The 23,067-nt window shown below is 41.1% G+C and carries 21 protein-coding genes; 11 read left to right on the top strand and 10 right to left on the bottom strand.

The genetic code is table 11. The features are described from left to right. Positions 1-11: 11 nt before the first annotated feature. On the bottom strand, positions 12-1,409 hold the full coding sequence (locus CWB78_RS15880; protein ID WP_138596420.1) for a DEAD/DEAH box helicase: 1,398 nt from the start codon (positions 1,407-1,409) through the stop codon (positions 12-14). Positions 1,410-1,580: 171 nt separating this feature from the next. After that, positions 1,581-2,420, bottom strand: coding sequence for an isopenicillin N synthase family dioxygenase (locus tag CWB78_RS15875; protein WP_138596418.1), 840 nt, complete (start codon positions 2,418-2,420; stop codon positions 1,581-1,583). 310 nt (positions 2,421-2,730) lie between these two features. Between CWB78_RS15875 and CWB78_RS15870 the strand changes: the two genes are divergently transcribed. After that, positions 2,731-3,933, top strand: a complete 1,203-nt coding sequence (locus CWB78_RS15870; RefSeq protein ID WP_138571025.1) for a bifunctional alpha/beta hydrolase/OsmC family protein — start codon at positions 2,731-2,733, stop codon at positions 3,931-3,933. 70 nt (positions 3,934-4,003) lie between these two features. On the opposite strand, the gene CWB78_RS15865 is transcribed toward CWB78_RS15870, so the two are convergent. Then, on the bottom strand, positions 4,004-4,750 hold the full coding sequence (locus tag CWB78_RS15865) for an alpha/beta hydrolase (protein WP_138596416.1): 747 nt from the start codon (positions 4,748-4,750) through the stop codon (positions 4,004-4,006). Positions 4,751-4,879: 129 nt separating this feature from the next. Between CWB78_RS15865 and CWB78_RS15860 the strand changes: the two genes are divergently transcribed. Continuing rightward, positions 4,880-5,203 carry a hypothetical protein gene (locus CWB78_RS15860; RefSeq protein ID WP_008111621.1) on the top strand — a complete coding sequence of 108 codons (324 nt, stop codon included), beginning with the start codon at positions 4,880-4,882 and terminating at the stop codon, positions 5,201-5,203. A 39-nt stretch (positions 5,204-5,242) separates the two neighbouring features. Here CWB78_RS15860 and CWB78_RS15855 read toward each other — a convergent pair whose 3' ends face one another. Both CWB78_RS15855 and aspS read right to left on the bottom strand, forming a co-directional pair. Then, positions 5,243-5,842 carry a pentapeptide repeat-containing protein gene (locus CWB78_RS15855; RefSeq protein ID WP_138571022.1) on the bottom strand — a complete coding sequence of 200 codons (600 nt, stop codon included), beginning with the start codon at positions 5,840-5,842 and terminating at the stop codon, positions 5,243-5,245. 89 nt (positions 5,843-5,931) lie between these two features. Next, positions 5,932-7,710, bottom strand: a complete 1,779-nt coding sequence (gene aspS / locus CWB78_RS15850; protein ID WP_013464572.1) for an aspartate--tRNA ligase — start codon at positions 7,708-7,710, stop codon at positions 5,932-5,934. 237 nt (positions 7,711-7,947) lie between these two features. Here aspS and CWB78_RS15845 point away from each other — a divergent pair, with 237 nt between their 5' ends. Together CWB78_RS15845 and CWB78_RS15840 are read left to right on the top strand one after the other, a co-directional pair. Then, positions 7,948-8,796: a DUF72 domain-containing protein gene (locus CWB78_RS15845; RefSeq protein ID WP_055013396.1), complete on the top strand. Its 849-nt coding sequence runs from the start codon at positions 7,948-7,950 to the stop codon at positions 8,794-8,796. Positions 8,797-8,823: 27 nt separating this feature from the next. Next, entirely contained in the window at positions 8,824-9,321 is a 498-nt protein-coding gene (locus CWB78_RS15840; RefSeq protein ID WP_010391443.1) for a M48 metallopeptidase family protein, read from the top strand. A 228-nt stretch (positions 9,322-9,549) separates the two neighbouring features. Here CWB78_RS15840 and CWB78_RS15835 read toward each other — a convergent pair whose 3' ends face one another. After that, positions 9,550-10,233 carry a DUF3334 family protein gene (locus CWB78_RS15835; protein WP_010391441.1) on the bottom strand — a complete coding sequence of 228 codons (684 nt, stop codon included), beginning with the start codon at positions 10,231-10,233 and terminating at the stop codon, positions 9,550-9,552. A 116-nt stretch (positions 10,234-10,349) separates the two neighbouring features. On the opposite strand from CWB78_RS15835, the gene cmoA reads away from it, so the two are divergent. The 5 genes from cmoA to CWB78_RS15810 all read left to right on the top strand — a co-directional run bounded on the left by cmoA (position 10,350) and on the right by CWB78_RS15810 (position 14,706). Then, positions 10,350-11,075 carry a carboxy-S-adenosyl-L-methionine synthase CmoA gene (gene cmoA, locus CWB78_RS15830; protein ID WP_138596414.1) on the top strand — a complete coding sequence of 242 codons (726 nt, stop codon included), beginning with the start codon at positions 10,350-10,352 and terminating at the stop codon, positions 11,073-11,075. Between the two features lie 15 nt (positions 11,076-11,090). Next, positions 11,091-12,059, top strand: a complete 969-nt coding sequence (gene cmoB / locus CWB78_RS15825) for a tRNA 5-methoxyuridine(34)/uridine 5-oxyacetic acid(34) synthase CmoB (protein ID WP_010391439.1) — start codon at positions 11,091-11,093, stop codon at positions 12,057-12,059. Between the two features lie 196 nt (positions 12,060-12,255). Further along, on the top strand, positions 12,256-13,308 hold the full coding sequence (gene purM / locus CWB78_RS15820) for a phosphoribosylformylglycinamidine cyclo-ligase (RefSeq protein ID WP_055011761.1): 1,053 nt from the start codon (positions 12,256-12,258) through the stop codon (positions 13,306-13,308). Further along, complete coding sequence (gene purN, locus CWB78_RS15815) at positions 13,308-13,955, top strand: phosphoribosylglycinamide formyltransferase (RefSeq protein ID WP_054202175.1); 648 nt, start codon at positions 13,308-13,310, stop codon at positions 13,953-13,955. Before purM ends, purN begins: the two co-directional genes overlap by 1 nt. After that, positions 13,909-14,706, top strand: a complete 798-nt coding sequence (locus CWB78_RS15810) for a DUF3108 domain-containing protein (protein WP_241773579.1) — start codon at positions 13,909-13,911, stop codon at positions 14,704-14,706. The genes purN and CWB78_RS15810 overlap by 47 nt, the downstream gene beginning before the upstream one ends. Before the next feature lie 107 nt (positions 14,707-14,813). Here the strand turns inward: CWB78_RS15810 and CWB78_RS15805 are convergent, their stop codons facing one another. Then, positions 14,814-15,578 (bottom strand): class II glutamine amidotransferase, encoded by a 765-nt coding sequence (locus CWB78_RS15805; RefSeq protein ID WP_008111650.1) that lies wholly within the window; start codon positions 15,576-15,578, stop codon positions 14,814-14,816. A 309-nt stretch (positions 15,579-15,887) separates the two neighbouring features. Here CWB78_RS15805 and fadE point away from each other — a divergent pair, with 309 nt between their 5' ends. Beyond that, complete coding sequence (fadE, locus tag CWB78_RS15800; protein ID WP_010391432.1) at positions 15,888-18,350, top strand: acyl-CoA dehydrogenase FadE; 2,463 nt, start codon at positions 15,888-15,890, stop codon at positions 18,348-18,350. A 5-nt stretch (positions 18,351-18,355) separates the two neighbouring features. Here fadE and CWB78_RS15795 read toward each other — a convergent pair whose 3' ends face one another. Further along, entirely contained in the window at positions 18,356-19,465 is a 1,110-nt protein-coding gene (locus CWB78_RS15795; RefSeq protein WP_138596412.1) for a DUF6136 family protein, read from the bottom strand. Beyond that, on the bottom strand, positions 19,462-20,052 hold the full coding sequence (locus CWB78_RS15790; protein WP_013464562.1) for an ABC transporter ATP-binding protein: 591 nt from the start codon (positions 20,050-20,052) through the stop codon (positions 19,462-19,464). Before CWB78_RS15790 ends, CWB78_RS15795 begins: the two co-directional genes overlap by 4 nt. A gap of 162 nt (positions 20,053-20,214) precedes the next feature. Between CWB78_RS15790 and CWB78_RS15785 the strand changes: the two genes are divergently transcribed. Further along, the gene (locus CWB78_RS15785; RefSeq protein WP_138596410.1) at positions 20,215-22,158 is read left to right on the top strand and encodes a S9 family peptidase; all 1,944 of its coding nucleotides are present in this window, start codon (positions 20,215-20,217) and stop codon (positions 22,156-22,158) included. A 52-nt stretch (positions 22,159-22,210) separates the two neighbouring features. Here CWB78_RS15785 and CWB78_RS15780 read toward each other — a convergent pair whose 3' ends face one another. Then, positions 22,211-22,927, bottom strand: coding sequence for a helix-turn-helix domain-containing protein (locus tag CWB78_RS15780; RefSeq protein WP_008111733.1), 717 nt, complete (start codon positions 22,925-22,927; stop codon positions 22,211-22,213). Positions 22,928-23,067: the final 140 nt, after the last annotated feature.

Genomic DNA, 23,067 nt, shown 5'->3' with positions numbered 1-23,067 from the left:
ACTAAACCTAATTAGTCGTTATTTGCTGGACGACGACGGCGTTGACCACTGCCCCCAACCGATTGACGCTTTGCCCATGGGTTTTGTGCATTATCATCGGTTTTAGCTGCTGGCTTTTTAGAGCCACCACGACGTGGGCCTGTACCATTGCCACCATTGTTAGGCTTTTTGCTGTTAGGTTTGCTGCTATCTGATTTAGGCTTATTAAATGGTTGTTTTTTCTTTGGCTTTTTTGCCGGTAACGGGCGTGCATCGAGTGCGCGCTCTGCAACAGGGTTAGCCGGTTCAAAACCTTCTTCTTCAGCACGTGGAATTAGCTCGCCAATAAAGCGCTCAATGCCGTATAAATCTACTGCATCGTCAACCGTTACAAACGAAATAGCATGCCCTGATGCCCCCGCACGACCAGTTCGGCCAATACGGTGAACATAATCTTCATATACATTAGGTAAGTCGTAGTTTACAACATGCGGTAATTCAACAATGTCTAAACCACGTGCAACAATATCGGTTGCCACTAATACGCGCACTTCACCACTTTTAAAGCCCTCTAGTGCTTTAACGCGCGCGCCCTGAGATTTATTGCCATGGATTGCCGCGCCAACAATATCATCGCGTTCAAGTTGCTTAACTAAACGATTAGCACCGTGTTTAGTACGACTAAATACCAGTACTTGTTGCCAATCGTTGCTACGAATTAAATGGCTTAATAGGGCCGTTTTACGCGCTTTATCTACTGCGTATACGCATTGAGTCACGCTTTTAGCAGTGGTGTTTTTGGCAGCGACTGAAATTTCAACCGGATCGTTAATTAACCCTTTTGCCAATGCACGAATGTCGTCAGAAAAGGTTGCTGAGAACATTAAGTTTTGACGCTTTTCAGGCATTTTTGCAATTAGGCGTTTAATATCATGGATAAAGCCCATGTCTAGCATACGGTCGGCTTCATCTAAAACCAGTACTTCAACGCTATCAAATTTAACCGCGTTTTGATTGTGTAAATCAATTAAACGCCCTGGTGTCGCCACTAAAATATCAACCCCTTTGCGCAGGCGCTGCATTTGTGGGTTAATTTTAACACCACCGTAAACTACAAACGAACTCACGTTTGAATGCTTAGCATATTCTTCAACGTTTTCACTTACTTGCAACGCAAGCTCACGGGTTGGCGTTAAAATAAGCGCACGAACATGATTACTTTTTGCTTTAGTGCCCGACGATAAACGCTCAATAAGCGGCAAAGTAAAACCAGCTGTTTTACCGGTACCGGTTTGCGCTGCGGCCATTACATCGCGACGTGCAATAATTGCTGGAATAGCTTGAGCCTGAATAGGCGTTGGCGTTTCATAGCCCTTTTCTAAAACCGCATTAACTAAAGACTGTGATAAACCTAAACCATCAAAACTCATATAAACTCTCTATTTCAAATTAGGCCAAAGTGGCCAGTTGCGCGCATTATACCTTTAGTGGCTCAGAATGCATGCCATTATTTACTTTGTGCCAAATCAATAAACACAAATACTAAAAAAGCGGCTAAACAGCCGCTTTTTATTTACCTGAGCATTACAAATGCTAAAAGATTATTTTACACCTAACTCACGTAAACGCTCTTGTAAGTAGCTATCTGCTGTGTAGCGATCAGATAACACCACATCTGGACGAGGGTGTAAAAACAATGGTAATGAAATACGTGATTTGGTTGTTGCTTTACCCGATGGATTAATTACACGGTGGATCGTTGATGGGAAGTAGCCACCCGATGCTTCTTGTAACATGTCACCAATATTAATAATTAGACTACCAAAATCACATGGCACGTCTAACCAACCACCATCGGTTTTTTGTACTTGTAAGCCTGGCTCATTTGACGCTGGTAATACGGTTAATAAGTTAATATCACCGTGCGCAGCAGCACGAATAGCACCAGGCTCTTCATCACCTGTCATTGGCGGGTAATGTAAAATACGTAACAACGTTTGCTCAGACTGGGCAATCATATCTTTTAAATCAATAGAGAACTTAGCACGCACTTCTTCAGGCGCTTCAGCCTGAACCCAGCTTAATAATGTTGCCGCAAATTCATTAGCTAAACGGTAGTACTCACGCACATCAGCTTCTAATTGTGCAGGAACACGGCCTTTAGGGTAAACATGAAAGTACTCTTTAATGTCTTTTACCGTATGGCCTTTAGCTACTTCTGATACCGACGGTGGAAAATAACCATCTTGCGTTTCTTTTGAAAATAAAAACTCATGCTTTTGCTCTGAGTTAAAAAAGTCTTGCCAATTTTCATAAATAGACTCAACTAAAGATTGCGGAATAGGATGGTTTTTTAATACGCCAAAACCAGTATTTCTCAACGATTCAACAAATTGCGCAGCCGCATCGTCCGCTTTATAATCAACTGTAGGTAATTGCATGGTACATTCCAGTAAGTAGGTTGTTAGAAGCCATTTACTAATTCGCTTAAGCCACAGGTCTACACGAAATTAGTATTACATTCAAATATAGCTTAACTACTTAATTCAAGTAATAAAGGCTGCATTTTTATGCTGTGCGAGGATAGACAAACCCCCTTGAAATTATAAGGACATATGTCCGCACTCAATAAGCAAGCCTTCTCTAGCTTGATCAAGATCAAAATAACGCTTGTATTGAATTTTCACCCCATCGTACCAATCTATTCCTTATCAGCATCACACACTATATCAACTTGTTAAGGCTCTCTACATGCGACAAAAAGTTTCTTTTAAAAGCGGTGAATTAGAACTCGCTGGACAACTTGAACAGCCCTCTGGTGAAGTGAAATTTTATGCCTTATTTGCTCACTGTTTTACCTGCTCTAAAGATGTAGCGGCTGCAACACGAATAAGTCGCGCGCTCACTCAGCAAGGCATTGCTGTATTACGCTTTGATTTTACAGGGCTTGGTAATAGCGATGGTGACTTTGCCAACAGTAACTTTTCATCAAACATTCAAGACTTAGTGGCTGCAGCCAATCACTTAAGAACACACTTTAAAGCACCTCAGTTATTGATAGGCCACAGCTTAGGTGGTGCTGCGGTGCTTGCAGCAGCAGAGCACATACCTGAAGTATCGGCCATTACGACTATAGGCGCGCCATCAGATGCCCAGCATGTTACTCATAACTTTGCTGCTCATTTAGATGAAATAAACCAATCGGGTGAAGCAAAAGTGTGTTTAGCTGGGCGGGAATTTACGATTAAAAAGCAATTTATAGATGACATCGCCAAATACGATAACAGCCATATAGGCAAGCTTAAGCGTGCTTTGTTAGTTATGCATTCTCCTATTGATGCCACCGTGAATATTAGTGAAGCCGAAAAAATTTACGCAGCTGCTAAGCATCCAAAGAGCTTTATTAGTTTAGATAATGCCGATCATTTACTCAGCAATAAAGAAGACGCTAACTACGCAGCCGATGTCATTGCTACGTGGGCTAATCGCTATGTTGAATACGATAAAACACCCTATAGTGCAAAATTAACTAACGGCAGTGTATTAGTTGAAGAAAAAGATCATAAATTCACTCAGCACGTGAGTACTAAAAACCATACATGGCTTGCTGATGAGCCTACCGATGCCGGTGGTAAAAACTTAGGCCCAGACCCTTATGATCATTTACTCGCTGGGCTTGGAGCTTGTACTGCAATGACACTTCGCATGTATGCAAGTCGCAAAGAGTTGCCGCTAGAGCACATAAAAGTAGAGCTCAACCATACCCGCAATTACAACCAAGATTGTGATGATTGTGAAAAAACCGGCAATCTAGAGGCCATTATCCGCAAAATAACCTTACAAGGTGATTTAACTGACGCTCAGCGAAATCGATTACTCGAAATAGCCGACAAATGCCCTGTGCATAAAACGCTACATAACAGCCCTTTGGTGGTTAGTGAATTAGTGGGGTAACTAAAACAAAAATAGCGCAGTAAGCCCTGCGCTATATTTAGGATTTTAATTTAAAAACTGACTGTATCGTTTAATTTTCTAAAAACGCCGCTACCTCTTTACTCATTCTATCCACCAGCCATTTAGGCCCGCCATCGTACATATCGTTGTGACGTGATTTTTCTATCAACGTTTGCGTAACAGGATAAACGGTTAACTCTTGGTCGGTTAAAAGCACGTTTGCATCGGCTGGATAATCACTACCGCGCAGTGTGAGCACGCGTGTGTTTTTATTGCGTGGCAATAACATGCGGCGGTGATCGAGCGTAATTAATTGGCTTACTTCACTTGGATAAATAGCTGCATACAAGGCTGAAATATCTCCACCATTTGAGTGACCAAATAAAGTGAGTTTTGTAAAATCATACTCAGGGTATTTAACACTTAGCTCGTTGACTAAAAATTTGAGGGTTACAACACCCCGGTGCCAATTTTCCATACGAGTAGTTAGGTATGGCTGCGCACGATTAAGTGCAGGGTCACTTTTAAGTTCATGTGCTACCGCAATGCTTAAATAGCCTTGCGCATTAAATAACTTACTCGCAAAGGTGTATTCATCGTGGCTAATGCCATACCCTGCATTTACAAATACCACTGGGCATTTTAATTGCGCGCTGCACTTAAGGTGGTTAGCTGGTAGGGTAATATTTACAGGTATAGAGCGATTACGACTTTCATCAATGATTGCATCGTCTTGGGCATAACTTGATGATGCAAATAGCGTAGAACTTAAAGTCAGTGCACTTAACATTAAACGCTTTTTTATAATTTTTAACATGCATTCCCTTGTATTACATATACATTTTTAACTAACATTAATTTTTATTATAAAGGTTAGCGCGCGCCTTTGCTAATTTGTGCGATAATAGCGATTATTGTTTTACTATTATCGCAAAAGAATCCATTCATGAAATCATATAGCAGCATTGAACAACGCATCGACATTCTCCAAAGCAGAATTGAAGCCTACCAAGAAGAAATTAAAGTGTTACAAGCCGAGCCGAAAAGTAACAATGAACGGATTATTTTTAAGTTCATTGAAACCGGCAGTACAGGTAAAACCAAAGACTTTGTGAGAGAGCTGGGAATTAAATCGCCGCGTGATAGCTTATATTCATCTGGTGATGTAACCAAACTGATTAAAGATGGCGCTGATGATATTTCGCCAGAGCTATTGAGCATAGCCCGTGCACTTGCTAGCGCGCGCAACAAAAATGGCCCTGCTTGCTAATAGCAAATATAATAACGGATTAGCCGTAAGCTCTTGCGGCTAATCAACCAGCTCGATATCAAGTCCAGCTAATAAATTTAACGCTTCAAGCCGTTCAAACTTTGCATTACTCACATCATTGCTTGTTATATCAATATTAAATTGCGTTGCGCCAACAAAGTTTGCTTTTCTCAAATTAGTTTGATGAAACAGGCTGTCTCTAAAGTCAGTATCCGAGAAGTTGCTTTGAGTTAAGTTAGCGTGCCTAAAATCAACATCTTTGGCAAAACAGTTCGTCATTGTTAACGCTTTTAACTGTAATTCAAAAAACGAACTATGGCTCAGCTCACACTGTTTAAAACTCACCGGTGACGTTAGCGCTAATTGTGGCCAATTTACTTGTCCCCACATTATGCTATTGAGTTTACAATTTGCAAAGCTCACCCCTTCTAGTGAGCTGTAATTCCAATTAAGCTCAGTCAAATTACAGTTAATAAATTCACACTCTATAAACCGACAGGCACTAAACTGGCTGTGACTAAAATCGCAATCAATAAACTGACATTGTTCAAACTCAATATCGCTAAAGCGCTTTGCATTTGCTGTAAAGTTTGAAAATGACTGATCAAAATAATGACTATCTTTAAATAACTCGCTCATAAAAATAAAGCACCTAAATTGGGTTATGCCAAACAAAAAACCCCTTAGGTACGAAGCCTAAGGGGTTTTGATCTAACTAAACACTAGCTTTATTCTGCGCTTGGTAATTCTTTCTCAACTACACTAATAGCAAGCTCTGTCAGCGAATCGCTGTTTGCTTTGCTAGGCGCATCGGTTAATAAACACGATGCTTGTGTGGTTTTAGGGAAAGCAATAACGTCACGAATGTTATCAGTACCACATAACAACATAACTAAACGGTCTAAACCGAACGCTAAACCTGCATGCGGCGGTGTGCCGTATTTAAGTGCATCAAGTAAGAAACCAAATTTATCTTGCTGCTCTTGCGCTTCAATACCTAAAATTCTAAATGCTGCTTCTTGCATATCTGCATTGTGAATACGTACCGAGCCACCGCCCACTTCGTAGCCGTTTAATACCATATCGTAAGCATCTGAAATAGCCGCTGCTGGGTTTGCTTCAAGCTCACTGGCACTAATATCTTTTGGTGCAGTAAATGGATGGTGTACAGCGTGTAGTGTGCCTTCGTCATCTTCTTCAAACATTGGGAAGTCAACAACCCAAAGTGGTGCCCAGCTATCTAAATTAGTGATTTCTAAATCAATACCAATTTTTAAACGAAGTGCGCCCATGGCTTCATTTACGGTGTTGCGTTTATCCGCACCAAATAAAATGATATCGCCTGTTTGTGCATTAGTACGTTCAAGTAACTGCGTGATCACATCTTCATTTAAGAATTTAGCGATTGGCGATTGCACGCCCTCAACGCCTGCATCACGGTCATTTACTTTCATCCATGCTAAACCTTTAGCACCGTAAATACCGATAAACTTAGTGTAATCATCTAGTTGCTTACGAGAAAGTGATGCGCCACCTGGTACCGTTAGTACTGCAACACGGCCTTTTTCATCGTTTGCTGGGCCTGAGAATACTTTAAATTCTACGTCTTTTACTAAATCGGCTACATCAATAAGCTTCATTGGGTTACGTAAGTCTGGCTTATCAGAACCATATAGGCTCATTGCCTCAGAGTAAGGCATAATTGGGAAATCACCTAAATCAACATTTAGTAATGACTGCCACATTTCACGGATCATTTTCTCTGTCATACCACGTACTTGATCAGAGCTCATGAACGAGGTTTCTAAATCTATTTGAGTAAATTCAGGTTGACGGTCAGCACGTAAGTCTTCATCACGGAAGCATTTAACAATTTGGTAGTAACGGTCAAAACCCGACATCATCAACAATTGCTTAAACAACTGTGGCGACTGTGGTAATGCGTAAAAGCTACCTTTATGAACACGACTCGGTACTAAGTAATCGCGAGCACCTTCAGGCGTTGCTTTAGTTAGCACTGGCGTTTCGATATCTAAAAAGCCATTTTCATCTAAAAAGCGACGTACAAAGCTGCTTGCTTTAGCACGTAATTTAATGCGGTCGCTCATTTCTAAACGACGTAAATCTAAGTAACGGTATTTTAAACGACGCTCTTCTGAGTTCACTTGGTTAAAATCAAGTGGCATAGGCTCAGAGCGGTTAATAATAGTTAAACCCGTGCCTAAAATTTCTACTTCGCCGGTTGCCATGTCTTTATTTACTTGGCTATCTGGGCGAGCGCGTACAATCCCTTTTAACTGAACACAAAATTCTTGACGAAGTTTGTTAGCTGTTTCCATTAGTCCTTCAACTTCCGGATCGAATACAACTTGTACTAAACCTTCTCTATCACGTAAATCGACAAAGATAAGTCCGCCAAGGTCACGTCGTTTGTTGATCCAGCCACATAGTTCAACTTCCTGATCTACGTGAGTTTTATTTAGCTGTCCGCAGTATATAGAGCGCATAGTTTTCCTGTCAGATAAAAGGCATATAGCGGTTAAACACTGTTGTTTTAAAAGTTTTTATAAACACCAAAATGAAAATAAAACCGCTAGCAATTCAAAATAATCAAATTAAGCCCTGCATTATACCCAAGTCGGTTGAAGATGCTAGGGCGTGTTTACCTTTCGGGGTTGAATTTACAGCGCACCGTTTTGTTATTTGTTACACTACCGGCACTTTATAACAAGGCTTTTGTTTGTATGCTATATATTGGATGCCCGCAGTGGTCGAGCAACGCATGGAAAGGAAACTTATTTTCACGCCAGTGTAAAAATGCCGATATGCTTAGCGAATATGCGCAGCATTTTAATTCGGTAGAAGGTAATACTAGCTTTTACGCCGACCCCTCACCTGACACTGTATTACGATGGGCTGCCAGTGTACCTGATGAGTTTAAATTTACCTTTAAATTTCATCGGCGCTTTAGTCACGAACTCCAACTTACTAACGTGCAACATGAGCTAACTAATTGGCTTAATTTATTCGCCCCGCTATTTGAAAAAACAGGGCAAATAATGCTGCAATTACCTAAAGCGTTTGCCCCACAGCATTTAGCGAAGCTTGCCGCTTTTATTGAGTTACTTCCTAAAGAGCTAAACTATGGGGTTGAGGTACGCCACCCTGATTTTTTCAAAAAAGGTGAGGCCGAAATCGCGCTTAATCAGCTTTTAATGGCACACAATATAAACCGCATTGCAATGGATACCCGCGCATTATTTGCGGTTAAACCCACAACCGAAGCACTCATAGATGCACAACAAAAAAAGCCTTATTTACCAGTGCACGCTATTGCTACGGGCTCGCAGCCTATGGCGCGCTTCGTTATTGCTGATTTAGAAAACGATTATAAGACCTTTTATCAGCCTTGGCTTAGCAAAGTAACCCAGTGGCTCGATGAGGGCAAAAGCCCCTATGTGTTTTTTCATACCGCTGATAACCGCGAAGCGCCCTTACTGGCTCGCCAGTTTTGCCAAGATTTGGGGTATAATCACAATGTACTCAATCCATTTAGTGGCGAAAAAGAAGCCCACCAGCAAGCACTTTTTTAAAAATAAATTCAAAATACAGAGACAATAATGAGTGAATACGCACGTTACTTTACCGGCTACCCTGCCAATATCGTTGAGCAAGTGTTAGGACTAATAAAAGCAGGAAAGGTAAGTGAGTATTTACTTAAAAAGTACCCGCAGGCGCATCGTATTACCAGTGATAAGTTACTGTATAGCTACGCCACTGAGCTTAAAAAGCAGTATTTAAAAAACGCCCCGCCATTTGGCCGCGCTGCGTTTAAAAAACAAGGTGATATGGTTACCAATGCGCTCGGTACCCACACGTACCGTATGCAAGGTAAAACCCGCAAGCACGATTTAGCAATAAACAGCGATTTACTGCGCGCGCCAGAGCCATTATTAAAAGCATTAGTGGTGCACGAACTCGCGCATTTTAAAGAAAAGGACCATAACAAAGGCTTTTATAAACTGTGCTGCCATATGGAGCCGCAGTACCATCAGCTAGAGCTGGATTTACGGATTTTTTGTGTGGCTATTGCGATGGGTGAAAATCCGTATAATTGAGCGGTCAGCGGTCAGCAGTCAGCAGTCAGCAGTCAGCAGTCAGCAGTCAGCAGTCAGCAGTCAGCAGTCAGCAGTCAGCCAAAATTCAATGACACACGAGTTCATAATGAAAGCCCTCGTTAATAAAAAACGCGATACTAAATCGCGTTTTTTATAATTTACTGATAGCTACAAACTGACAGCTAGCTCGTTAGATTTCGTTTCACTCAACCCAACCTACTTAAAACGTTAAAGCCCTAATTCGGCCATAAAGTCGTCGTCGCTATCATCTTGCTTTGGCTGTTTTGCTTTTTCTTTATCCGCTTTTTGCTTGGCTTCGTTTGCGATAATGTCGTCTGGGTCTACAGCTTCTACAATGTCAAAGTCGTGAAGTTTAATAAACTCTGTTTTATCCATCGCCAATTCTAAATAGAAGATATTTTGATTGCGAGTCGTAAACGTTACACGGCGAGCTTGCGGGCGATCCATAGTGGTATCAACCGATATTTGCACTTGCTTATTAATAGCCATCATTTTTGGCTGGTTTTGGGTAATAGAGGTATGTAGCTGTTCACGCACTTTTGACGTGAAGTCTCCCACTATTTGGTTCATCAACTCACCCATCACGTTTGAAACGTCATCAGATAAGTGACTATGCGCGATTTCGTCTTCTGGCATGCCCATATTACGCATGTAATCGCCATAAATTTCCATCGCCGCTTGCGCCGTAAAGTTGGTAACAACTAAGCCGGTAAAGCCCCCGTCAAATAAAACAAAACAACCTATGTCTGGTCGCATACATGTCCGGGTAATTTTTTGTACCATGGCTGAATAGCTGATCTCGTTGCCGCTGGCTGATGAAAGTACACCCGTTACTGAGTGGCATAATGTTGCTAATATATCGTCGGTACTAATAACCTTACTTTTGCTCATTTAATAATCTCTTTTATACTTATTCTTCATAATTCTAGTCAAGCTACTGAATTTATCACTGACTATCCAGCATAAAATGTTAAAATAGCACTATTATTTTCAAAGAGACTGCCTTCGTGAGTATAAAAGACAGTATTTATGCCTCTGAGCAACAAGTAAAAGACTTTAGTTTTGATCAAAACGTGGTTGAAGTATTTCCCGACATGATCCAACGCTCGGTACCCGGTTACGCCACCATAGTAAGTACTATGGGAAAATTAGCTGGTGAGTATGCTCAGCCAAATTCAAATTTGTATGACCTAGGCTGCTCGTTAGGGGCGGTTACCCTAAGTATGCGCCGTAATATTCAAACTGATAGCTGTCATATTATTGCTGTAGATAACTCACAAGCCATGGTGGAGCGTTGTAAGGTCCATTTACAAGGGTTCAGATCTGATGTTCCTGTAACGGTTACATTAGGTGATATTAACGAGCTTGATATTCAAAATGCCTCAGTAGTAGCGATGAATTTTACTCTGCAGTTTATTCCACCTGCGCAGCGCAAAACGGTACTTGAAAAAATATACGCTAATTTAAAACCCGGTGGCGTTTTGCTATTAAGTGAAAAAATTAAAGCCGAAAATGAGCAATGTGATAACTTACTGATTGACTTGCACCACGACTTTAAACGTCATAATGGCTACTCTGAGCTGGAAATAAGCCAAAAGCGTACCGCCATTGAAAACGTAATGCGCCCCGATACACTTAGCACACATACACAACGTTTAAGCGACATTGGTTTTAGCCAAACGCAAGTGTGGTATCAATGTTTTAATTTTTGCTCAATGGTAGCAATTAAATAATTTAGAGAGTGACACATGTCTGCATGGTTTAACCAATTTTACGCTGCTATTGCACAAAGCCCACTTAGCCACTGGCTAGAAACCTTGCCTGCGCAATTAAAGCATTGGCAACAAGAGGCCAGCCATGGCGATTTGCCTCAATGGCAAAAAGTACTAAAAAACTTACCTGAGGTATCAACAAACCAAGTTGATATTGTCAGCAAAGTAGCAATAGGCGCGCCTGGCGAAATGACTGAAGGCGAAAAAAAGCAAACCACGCATTTATTAAAACGAATGATGCCTTGGCGTAAAGGCCCATTTAATGTGCACGGTATCGACATTAATACAGAATGGCGCAGTGACTGGAAATGGGATCGACTTCTACCGCATATTGAGCCATTAAAAGGCCGTACTGTATTAGATATTGGTTGTGGCTCGGGATATCACTTATGGCGTATGCGCGGTGAAGGTGCACAGTTTGTGGTGGGTATTGACCCATCTGACTTATTTTTGTGCCAGTTTCAGGCAATTAAACACTTCAACCCTGATGAAAACGTGCATTTATTACCATTAGGTGTAGAAGCCCTGCCAGAGCTTAAAGCATTTGATACGGTATTTTCGATGGGAGTACTTTATCACCGTCGCTCACCTATCGACTTTTTAGCGCAATTAAAGGCACAGCTTCGCCCTGGTGGTGAGCTAGTACTTGAAACTTTAGTTATTGAAGGCGATGAAAACACCGTTTTAGTACCGACCGACCGCTACGCAAAAATGCGTAATGTATGGTTTATTCCAAGCACTGCGGCATTAAAATTGTGGATGGAACGTGTTGGCTTTAAAGATGTGCAAATTAAAGATTGTGCTATTACAACGCTCGACGAGCAGCGTAAAACTGACTGGATGGAAAACGAATCTTTAGTTGACTTTTTAGACCCTACTGACACCAGTAAAACCATTGAAGGCTACCCTGCTCCACTTAGAGCGATACTTACAGCAAAAGCCTAATTTGTAGTATTAATTTTTATTTTCATGTTAAAAAGCGCCATTGGGCGCTTTTTTTGTTTACTAATGCAACAATTAGCGGACAAGTGTCCTTGTCTTTAAAATCAAATATAGATTTCAACTAGCCGCGCTCCTGCAATTGTTGTAAAATACGCGCGTTTCTAAGTAAGCATCAAAACAACTATTTTGAGGAAAACCTGTGAGCGAACAAAAACAGTCTCTAAGCTATAAAGACGCGGGCGTAGATATCGACGCTGGTAATGCACTTGTTGAGCGTATTAAAGGCGTAGTTAAAAAAACTCGTCGTCCTGAAGTGATGGGCGGAATTGGTGGTTTTGGCGCACTTTGCGAAATTCCTGAAGGTTATAAGCAACCTGTACTTGTAGCAGGCACTGATGGTGTTGGCACTAAGTTACGTTTAGCAATTGACCTTAAAAAGCACGATACCGTAGGTATCGACTTAGTTGCGATGTGTGTAAACGATTTAATAGTACAAGGCGCTGAACCCCTGTTTTTTCTAGATTACTATGCAACGGGTAAACTAGATGTAGACACAGCAGCCGACGTAGTAACCGGTATTGGTAAAGGTTGTGAAATTTCAGGTTGTGCCCTAATTGGTGGCGAAACAGCTGAAATGCCAGGTATGTATGATGGTGAAGACTACGACATGGCAGGCTTTTGTACCGGTGTGGTAGAAAAATCAAAAATTATTGATGGCACTAAAGTAGCCGCAGGCGATCAGCTAATTGCGCTTGCTTCTAGTGGTCCACACTCAAACGGTTTCTCACTAATTCGTAAAGTATTAGAAGTCTCTAACGCTGATACTAACCAAGTGATTGATGGCAAAACCTTAGGTGAGCACCTTTTAGAACCAACACGCATTTACGTTAAGCCATTACTTGAGTTGTTTAAGCAAGTAGATGTGCATGCGCTTTCGCATATTACTGGTGGCGGTTTTTGGGAAAATATCCCTCGTGTATTACCTGAATCTGCTAAAGCGGTTGTTAAAGGTGATAGCTGGCAGTGGCCTACTGTATTTAGTTGGTTGCAAGAAAATGGCAATATTACCACTCACGAAATGTACCGCACATTCAACTGTGGCGTAGGTATGGTGTTAGTTGTACCTGCAGATCAACTTGATAACAGCATTAACATTTTAAAAGATCTTGGCGAAAACGCATGGCACCTTGGTGAAATTCAAGATGCGGTTGCGGGCGAAGAGCAAGTTGAAATTGTAGGTGGTGCTGCGTAATGGCACCCACTCGTCTAGTAGTTTTAATCTCAGGCAGTGGCTCAAATTTACAAGCCATTATTGATGCCTGTGAAAGCGGCGAGATAAACGCTCATATTGCGGCTGTTATTAGTAATAAAGCAGACGCATATGGGTTAGAGCGTGCAAAAAGTGTAGGCATTGCTACGCAAGTACTGAGTCATAAAGAGTTTGACTCACGCGAAGCTTACGATGCCCAGTTAATGCATATAATTGACTCTTTTGAACCAAATCTAGTTGTATTAGCTGGGTTTATGCGTATTCTAACTCCTAGCTTAGTGCAAAAATATGTTGGAAAAATGTTGAACATTCATCCATCTTTGTTGCCTAAGTACCAGGGGCTGAATACCCACCAAAGAGCAATTGATGCAAAAGACGACGTTCACGGCGTTAGTGTTCACTTTGTAACTGAAGAATTAGATGGCGGACCCGTTATTCTTCAAGCTAAAGTGCCTGTATTAGCAAACGATACAGCAGACACGCTCGCTAAACGTGTGCATGCGCAAGAGCACATAATTTATCCTTTGGTGGTCAAGTGGTTCAGTGAACAACGACTTACGATGGAAGCAGATTATGCAGTTCTTGACGAAAAACAACTTCCTGCACACGGCGCGCACTACCCAAAATAAAAAATTAAGTGCTTGGCTACTATGTGCGGGCACTTTATTACTTCCTACCAGCCTGATTGCAGGCGAGTTAACCCAGTACCAAGCTAGTTATGATATTTTGCGCAAAGGCACTAATCATGGCAAAGCCGAGCGTGAACTAAAAAAACTCGATAATAATAACTACCAAGTCACTTACCACAGCGATATTGAATGGATGATTTTCTCTGACTCACGTCAAGAGTCATCAACCTTTAGCTTTATGAATGATAAAGTAGAGCCTATTGATTACACGATGATCCGCACAGGCACTGGGCCTGACAAAAAGTATGAAATTAACTTTGACCGTCTAACCAAAACTGTTACCAGTAACACCAGCGATTACCCGTTAAAATGCCAATGGCATGATAACTTCCAAGATGGTATTTCTTATCAAGTACAAGTACGTGAAGGTCTTAAAAAAGGCAAAACCAACTTCTCGTTTCCGTTGGTTGATAAAAAAGGTAATTGCCGTGACTACGACTTTGAAGTGGTAGAAACCGAAATGATTTCTCTGCCTATAGGTAATGTAGAAGCAGTGAAAGTTAAACGCTTATACGATAACGATAAACGCCAAGCTTTAGCCTGGTTTGCCCCAGAAATGGATTACATGCTAGTGCGCATGTGGAAGGGTGAAAAAGGTGTGGAGCAGTTTGAAGTGCAAATGAAATCGTTTACCGTGATCAACCCACCTGCTTTACCTGCAGAAGTGAAAAACGAAATAACACCTGAATAAATTGCTTACAAGGTGAAAGGCCCAAGTGTGACGACCATAACTTGGGCTTTTCATTTTAATACTTAAATTTAAAACTTTAAGCTGGGTTTCATTTCACTCTACCCAAGCTACATTAATTCACCCATTTTAAATAACGCAAACTCTCCTGGCTGCATTTTTTGCCAGCGCTCATCATTCGTCAAAGGCCTTGTGGCTATAACCGTCACTACATCGTTTGGCGTGGTTTCTTGTTGAAAGTCGACCACCATGTCCGCATCAATCAATGTAGCTTTACCAAATGGCGCACGGCGCGTTATATAGTGTAAGTTATTAGTACAATACGCTAAAACAAATACACCATCGGTCAATAACATATTAAATACGCCCTTTTCACGTAGCGTATGCGAAAGCTTGGCGGCGTATCTAAAAACCGATGCCATATTACTTGGACGCTTTGGGTATTTTTCGCGAATTTTGTCAAGTAACCAACAAAAAGCGAGTTCACTGTCGGTGTTTCCCACAGGTCGATAATACTCTGGTTTTAAATCGTGATAATTTGAAAGCTGCCCATTGTGTGCATAGGTTATTTCGCGCCCCCACAACTCTCGGGTAAACGGATGAGTGTTTTCAAGACACACCCGACCACGATTCCCTTGGCGAATATGACTAATTACCGATACGCTTTTAATTGGGTACGCTTTTACCAGCTTTGCTATTTCTGACTGGTAACTTGGCTCTGGATCTTTAAAGGTTCTGCAGCCTTTACCTTCATAAAAAGTAATACCCCAGCCGTCTTTATGCGGGCCAGTATTTCCACCACGCTCCAACAACCCTGAAAAACTAAAACAAATATCCGTTGGCACATTGGCTGACATGCCAAGTAATTCACACATAAAATAAATAAACCTTTAAAAAGCTAAACATAGAATATCGTTCTATTTTTAATAAGCGTACACTGATAATCATAAGTATATTTACTTAATTAAACTTATATTACTACTAGATTAATTGATTTTTTTAATGCTTATATTTTTTTATGATAAGCCAAAATAAACGATTACAGCCAAACTGTTCGTATAACATACAACGCATTGTAATAATCGTACCGATAACTACACTTTAATCTAAGTAATGTACTTGAAACTTAGCGTTACTAGCGCTACTCTAAACGAGGTGGTCTGACCTCTATTAAGGAATTAGCAATGACACTCATATTTACACTTGGTTTAATCGCACTGCTCAGCATTGCGCTTTACCACAGAGCGAGTTGGAACACAGCACTTGGTGTTTCTGCCGCAACATTATTAATTGGTACCTTTGCTGGTGCTTTTGGTTTAATTAGCTGGGTGATCTTTTTAATCATCGCAGTGCCTCTTTCTGTTACTGGTATTCGCCAGCAATACATTATCAAACCTATTTTCACCATCTTTAAAAAAGTAACACCGAGTATGTCTGACACAGAAAAGTCAGCAATCGATGCGGGTACTACGTGGTGGGAAGCGGATTTATTTTGTGGTAATCCAGATTGGAAAAAACTTCACCAGTATCCAGTTCCAAAACTTACTATTGAAGAGCAGGCATTTATCGACGGCCCTGTTGAAGTTGTATGTAGTATGCTGGACGATTGGGAAGCTACGCATGAGCTGACTGATTTACCTCAGGATGTATGGCAATATCTAAAAGATAACAAATTCTTTGCCATGATCATTAAAAAGGAATACGGCGGCTTAGAATTCTCTGCATTTGCACAATCGTGTGTACTGCAAAAACTAACCAGTAAATCAACATTGCTTTCGTCAATTGTTGGTGTACCTAACTCGTTAGGCCCAGGTGAGCTATTACAGCACTATGGTACTGAAGATCAAAAAAATCATTACTTACCGCGTTTAGCAAGCGGTCAAGAAATTCCATGTTTTGCACTTACCTCGCCAGAGGCGGGTTCTGATGCAAGCTCAATTCCAGACTACGGTGTAGTGTGTAAAGGGCAATGGAATGGCGAAGAAGTAGTTGGTGTAAGCCTTACATGGAACAAACGTTACATAACACTTGCGCCTGTAGCTACGGTACTTGGTCTAGCATTTAAGTTACAAGATCCTGATGGATTATTAAGCGACGTTAAAGAGCCAGGTATTACCTGTGCACTTATCCCAACAGATACCCCTGGGGTAGAAATTGGTCGTCGTCACTTCCCGCTTAATGTGCCGTTCCAAAACGGCCCTACTCGCGGTAAAGATATTTTCGTTCCACTTGATTACATTATTGGCGGCCCAGAAATGGCTGGTCAAGGCTGGCGTATGCTAGTTGAATGTTTATCGGTTGGTCGTGCTATTACGTTGCCGTCAAATTCAGCCGGTGGCATTAAAATGATTGCAGTAGCAACCGGTGCTTATAGCCGTATTCGTCGTCAATTCCGCTTACCTATTGGTAAAATGGAAGGGGTTGAAGAATCAATGGCCAAACTTGCTGGTTATGCTTACAGCTCAGACGCTGCAGTAAGCATGTCTACGGGCGCGGTTGATTTAGGCGAGAAGCCATCAGTTGTGTCGGCGATTATTAAGTACCACCTTACCGAGCAAATGCGCGATTCAACCATTCATGCAATGGACGTGCTAGGCGGTAAAGGGATCATGCTTGGGCCAAATAACTATTTGGGTCGTGGCTATCAAGGTGCACCTATTGCCATTACCGTTGAAGGTGCAAACATCTTGACCCGTAATATGATTATTTATGGTCAAGGTGCAATTCGTTGTCATCCATTTGTACTTACCGAGCTAGGTGCGTGTGAAATTGAAGACCGCGAAGAAGCGCTTAACGTATTTGATAAAGCGCTAATGGGTCACATTGGCTTTACCATGTCTAACCTAGTACGTACTAAATGGCTTGCGCTTACTGGCGCTCGCTTTACTAGCGTGCCATACAAAGACGAAACTGCAGAGTTTTACCGTATTGCGTCTCGCTTTAGTGCATCACTTGCACTTATGTCAGACATTAGCATGGCGGTATTTGGTGGTTCTCTTAAACGTAAAGAACGTATTTCAGCACGTTTAGGCGACTTATTAAGTTACCTTTACTTAGTATCTGCAACGCTAAAACGTTACAACGACGAAGGCCGTAAAAAAGAAGATTTTGCATTGGTTCAATGGAGCTGTCAGGATCACCTTTACCACTGCCAGCGTGCACTTGCTGACTTAATCAATAACATGCCGTCGGCTCCACTACGTGGTGTTTTAAAAGTATTGTTATTCCCGTTTGGTCGTCCGGTTCGTAAACCTACCGACAAACTTGAGCACAAACTAGCGCAGTTGTTACAAGTTCCTAGCGAAACACGTAATCGTTTAGCAAGCTATGTATACCTTACAAACGAACCGCTTAACCTTGTAGGCCGTCAAGAGCAAACGCTTAAAGACGTTCTAGAAGTAGAGCCATTGTTTGAGCGTGTATGTAAAGAGAAAGGCGTAAAGCTGCCATTCTTCCAGCTTGATAAAGTGGCGCAAATGGGTTTAGAAGCGGGTATTTTAAGCCAAGCAGAAGCCGATAAGCTCGCTGCAGTAGAAAAAGATCGTCTAGACGTGATTAATGTTGATGACTTTGACCCTGCAGATTTACTTGCTGGCAAAGCAGCTCGTAATAGCAAAGCTAAAGCTAAAAAGGCAGATGCTGCTTAACTTTACTAATAAAAGCTAAGCAACACACCTGTTATAACCATCCAAACCAGCGCATAATGCGCTGGTTTTTTTTGCGCTAAGGCCTGTTGTAGTAAACACCAAACACCCCCTATTACTAGCAATAAGCAATTTGCTTGCTTAAATAAAACCACAAAACCAACCAGTGCGAGTAATAATACAATTAAGCTAGGAATAAATAAGCTAACAAAGAATGCTGTTTGCTTATTCTGCATGTTAAAAAACACACTGTACTGCTGATATAGGTGACGACAATCAAATTGTAGTGAGCTACTAAATAACACCACAAAGGCAAGTGACAAAATACTGAATATAGCAGCTAAATCAGCGCGCTCTTGTAACAACACCTTGGATGCCATAAATACACATAGTAATAAAGCTCCTCGCCATATCAAAGCCCAGCTATTATGCATAAAAAATAACAGCCAAAAGCCTGTAAGTGAATTCAACTTTAGCTTAGCTGTAGCATTAAAAGGGGCCATCAAGGTACTTAGCGCAAATAACAGAACAAAGCCGCTATGATAAAGCAATGGACTGACATCAAGCGGTAACGTTGCCCAAATTGCGGATAACAAAAAACCATAAACCAGCGCTATTGGCTTGTATAAACATAAAATGCCGAGCACAAATTGCAATAGTAAAAACAACCAGAAATGCGGCACTCTAAGCCACTGACTCACACTAAGATCAATCGCGATAATGAGGCTCGCAATCAACCAGCCATTGCTTAAAAGTAATAGCTTTATATCCATAAAACCAAGCCAATATCGCTTCACCAATGTTTGTTGAAAGGCACGTTGAGCGCTGTTTTTTATAGCAGATTTCATTGCGCTCAACATGACACTTTGCAACAGCAAATACAGCCAAGCCATCTGTGCACCATACTGCGGTGCATCGCTGCTATCGATAATTTTTCCCAGCCCTAAAAACAACAGTAAAATCATACCAAGCATGGCAGAGCCAAGTACCACTAGAAATAACAAGCCAAAGTTTTTAAGTTGCAACAATAATTGCGTGAGTTCAGTTTTGTAAGCCTGATAACGATAATCCATAAAGGAGCGATATTGCCCGATTGATTGTTTTAAATTTGCAATCATAACGGTATACACTCAAAGCCACGCTCAATAAATGGCGCTGGTTCATGGCAAGTGATGACTATTTGCCCATTTGGCTTATCTATTAGATATTCATCAAGCAGCACTAATAAATACTGAATACTGGCTTGATCAAGTGCTGCGCTGGGTTCGTCTAGAAGTAAATAAGGTGCGTCACGCATAAGCGCTAAAATTAACTGGCATTTCTTTTGATTACCTGACGACAGCGCATCAAAACGAGTATTTAAAAATTCATTGAAATTAAACCCATCTATTATTGTCGTTGGCCAATCACAACCCAGCGTATTCACGGACAAGTTAATAATTTGCTTTGCCGTAAGAAAGTCAGGTAAAGCAATACAGTCTGAGGCTATAGCAACTTGTTTATGCGGTTCGGTTAATGCTTTTTTAGAAAATAAAATCTGCCCACTTTGGCGCGTTTCGAGCTCTGCCAACATCATCAACAACGTTGTTTTACCTTGGCCATTAGGCGCTTCAATGCATATTTTAGGTGCACAAAACTGCACACTATAGCCACTGTACAATACGTTTTCAGCAAACTGTTTATGTAACCCAATGACTTCTATCATAAATACTCCCTGATTTTGAAAGTGAATTATAACTGGATTTCTATTTCCGTGGGCTACATGGTTTGTAACACTTTATTGCAGTTCGAATAGGCTAATTACTTGCGTTTAAAAAATGTTCGGTTAACACTAAAAGTCTATAATTATAATCCAAGGAATGTATCTATGAAAAAAGCCCTCAAATTTGCCTGTATTACCTGTGCAGTATCAATTGCATTAACAGGTTGCAGTCAATCTAATAATTCAGCCTCTACCCCTGTGGCAACTGAGCAAACACAACAAGTAAAAACCTATAACGCTAAAACCTTTTTTGATACAACATCTATCATGGGCAGTAGCTTTTCCCCGACTGGCGATAAAGTTCTAGTTAGTAGCGATGAAAGCGGTATCTACAGCTTGTATGAAGTTGACATAAAAACAGGTAGCAAAACGCGCCTAACCAATTTTGAAGACAGCACCTACCCTATTAGCTATTTCCCAAATGATGAGCGTGTACTATTTACCAAGGACTCAGGCGGTAATGAGCGCTACCATGTTTATGTGCGTGAAGTTGATGGTTCAATCAAAGATTTAACTCCAGGGGAAGAAACCCGCGCAAGTTTTGCAGGCTTTACTAAAGATGGCAGTCAGTTTTTTATTACCAGTAATCAACGCGATGCCAAGTTTATGGACTTGTATCGTGTAGATAGCAAAACCTATAAAGTCACGCCCGTTTATCAAAACACACAAGGACTAGATGTGGGCGCAATTAGCCCCGATGGACGCTACATTGCACTGTCTAAAAATAATACCAATAAAGACAGCGATACGTTTATTCTTGATACCTATAAGAAAACCCTCAAGCCGCAATTAATTTCAAAACACGATACACCAGCACAATATACGCCTGAGACCTTCTCTGTAGACAGCAAATATTTATACTACTCAACAGACGCTAAAGGAGAGTTTTCAGAGGTGTGGCAATATGAGCTCGCCACAGGCAAGCACAGCCCAGCATTAAAAGATGATTGGGACGTTAGCTTTATTTACTTTTCTAAATCTGGGCGTTACCAAGTAAGCGGTGTAAATGCTGATGCCAGCACAAAGGTCACAGTAAAAGACACGCAAACAGCGGATGAAATTGCCATGCCTAAATTACCTGCGGGAAATCTACGTGGTGTGAATTTCTCAAGCGATGAGAAAACCATGGCGTTTTATTTAAATTCAGATACCTCACCAAGCAACTTATTTGTTTGGCAAGTTGGCAGTAATGAAGCCAAGCAACTTACCAACACATTAAGTGAAGATATAGATCAAAACGACTTAGTAGAGAGCACCATTGTGCGCTTTAAAAGTTTTGATGATTTAGAAATACCGGGCGTATTATACAAACCAAAACAAGCCAGCAGCACCAATAAAGTACCTGCACTTATTTGGGTGCATGGCGGCCCAGGTGGGCAAAGCCGAACTGGTTATAGCGCAATGCAGCAACATTTAGTTAATCATGGCTATGCTATTTTTGCCGTCAATAACCGCGGTAGCTCAGGCTATGGTAAAACATTTTTCCATTTAGACGATAAAAAACATGGCACCGATGATCTACAAGATATTGTCTACGGTAAAAAACACTTACAAAGCCTAGATTGGGTCGATGCAGATAAAATCGGCATCATGGGTGGTAGCTACGGCGGCTTTATGACCGCAGCCGCGCTTGCCTTTGAACCGGAAGAGTTCAAAGTAGGTATCAATATTTTTGGTGTGACTAACTGGGTACGCACACTGAACTCAATTCCACCATGGTGGGAAAGCTTTAAAAAGGCGATATACGATGAAATGGGCGATCCTGCCACCGATGGTGAACGTCACCGTGCTATTTCACCGCTATTTCATGCCGATAACATCACTAAGCCTTTAATGGTTATTCAAGGTGCTAATGATCCACGCGTATTACAAATTGAAAGCGATGAGTTGGTTGCTGCGGTTAAAGCTAATGGTGTGCCAGTAGAGTATGTATTATTTGATGATGAAGGCCACGGTTTTAGCAAAAAAGAAAACCGTATCAGCGCCTCCAACGCCTACCTAAACTTTTTAGATACTTACTTGAAAGAACGCTTTGGCCCACAAGGGTAATTGTAAGCCAATTTATATTAAAGCCTGCTGCGTTTTCATGTACGCAGGCTTTTTATTGCTTGGTTAATCTAGGTTCCAGTAAAGCGAGCGCCAAACCAAATACAGCAGCAAAAATACCTAAAAACTCAAACCAACTATTGCCTGCATGTGGCATAGTCCGCGAAAGCTCATTTGCAGTATAAACACGTTTACCTCCCTCAACCTCTTCAACAAATGATTCACCGACATACTCATCCATTAACTTAAAACTTGGTACCCTTCTGGCCAGCATTTCCCGATTTTTCTCATCTCTTTTTTCTCGATTCGACTCAATAATATAATTGCTCCAATGAGTAAAAACATTCAGAGGTTCACCTGTTTTGATCACACCTTGTGATTTATATTCGTAAAAGCGCTCATTGAACACATAGTTTTTATGTCCTGCATAAAACAATGCACAACCAATAGATATTAAAAACATTGCGAGATAAATAACCTTACGCTGTGTGGCTGAGCTCTTTACTGCTTTACTTTTATACCACAGCTCTACATCGGGTATTTGCATCAGTCTAACTTTATCGTGACTCGATACTAGTGGCTTCATAAACTCATCAATTGAAAGATCTAATGCTATCAATAAAGCTCTAAATATTTCATTGGAGGGAATTGATTTATCGTTTTCAAGCTTGGATAAATAACTCTGCTCTATACCCGCTTGCTGGGCAAATTCAGGTTGGCTCAATTTTTTATTATTTCTTAGCTGCTTTAATTGCTGACCTAATGTACTCATCTTAATGCTTCCTTTTTTAAAGTGAGATTAGATTCTTGGTAATTCATGCAGAGATAAGAAGCTGAATATTAAAGAATAGCTAAGAATATTAGCAGGTTAGTATAGAAGAGTCGAGCTGATAGCTGATAGCTGATAGCTGA

The sequence above is a fragment of the Pseudoalteromonas sp. S1612 genome, from assembly GCF_005887175.1.
In the GTDB taxonomy this organism is placed as follows: Bacteria; Pseudomonadota; Gammaproteobacteria; order Enterobacterales; family Alteromonadaceae; genus Pseudoalteromonas; species Pseudoalteromonas undina.
Note: the sequence above shows the minus strand (reverse complement) of the source record. Positions and strands in the feature narration are given on the sequence as shown.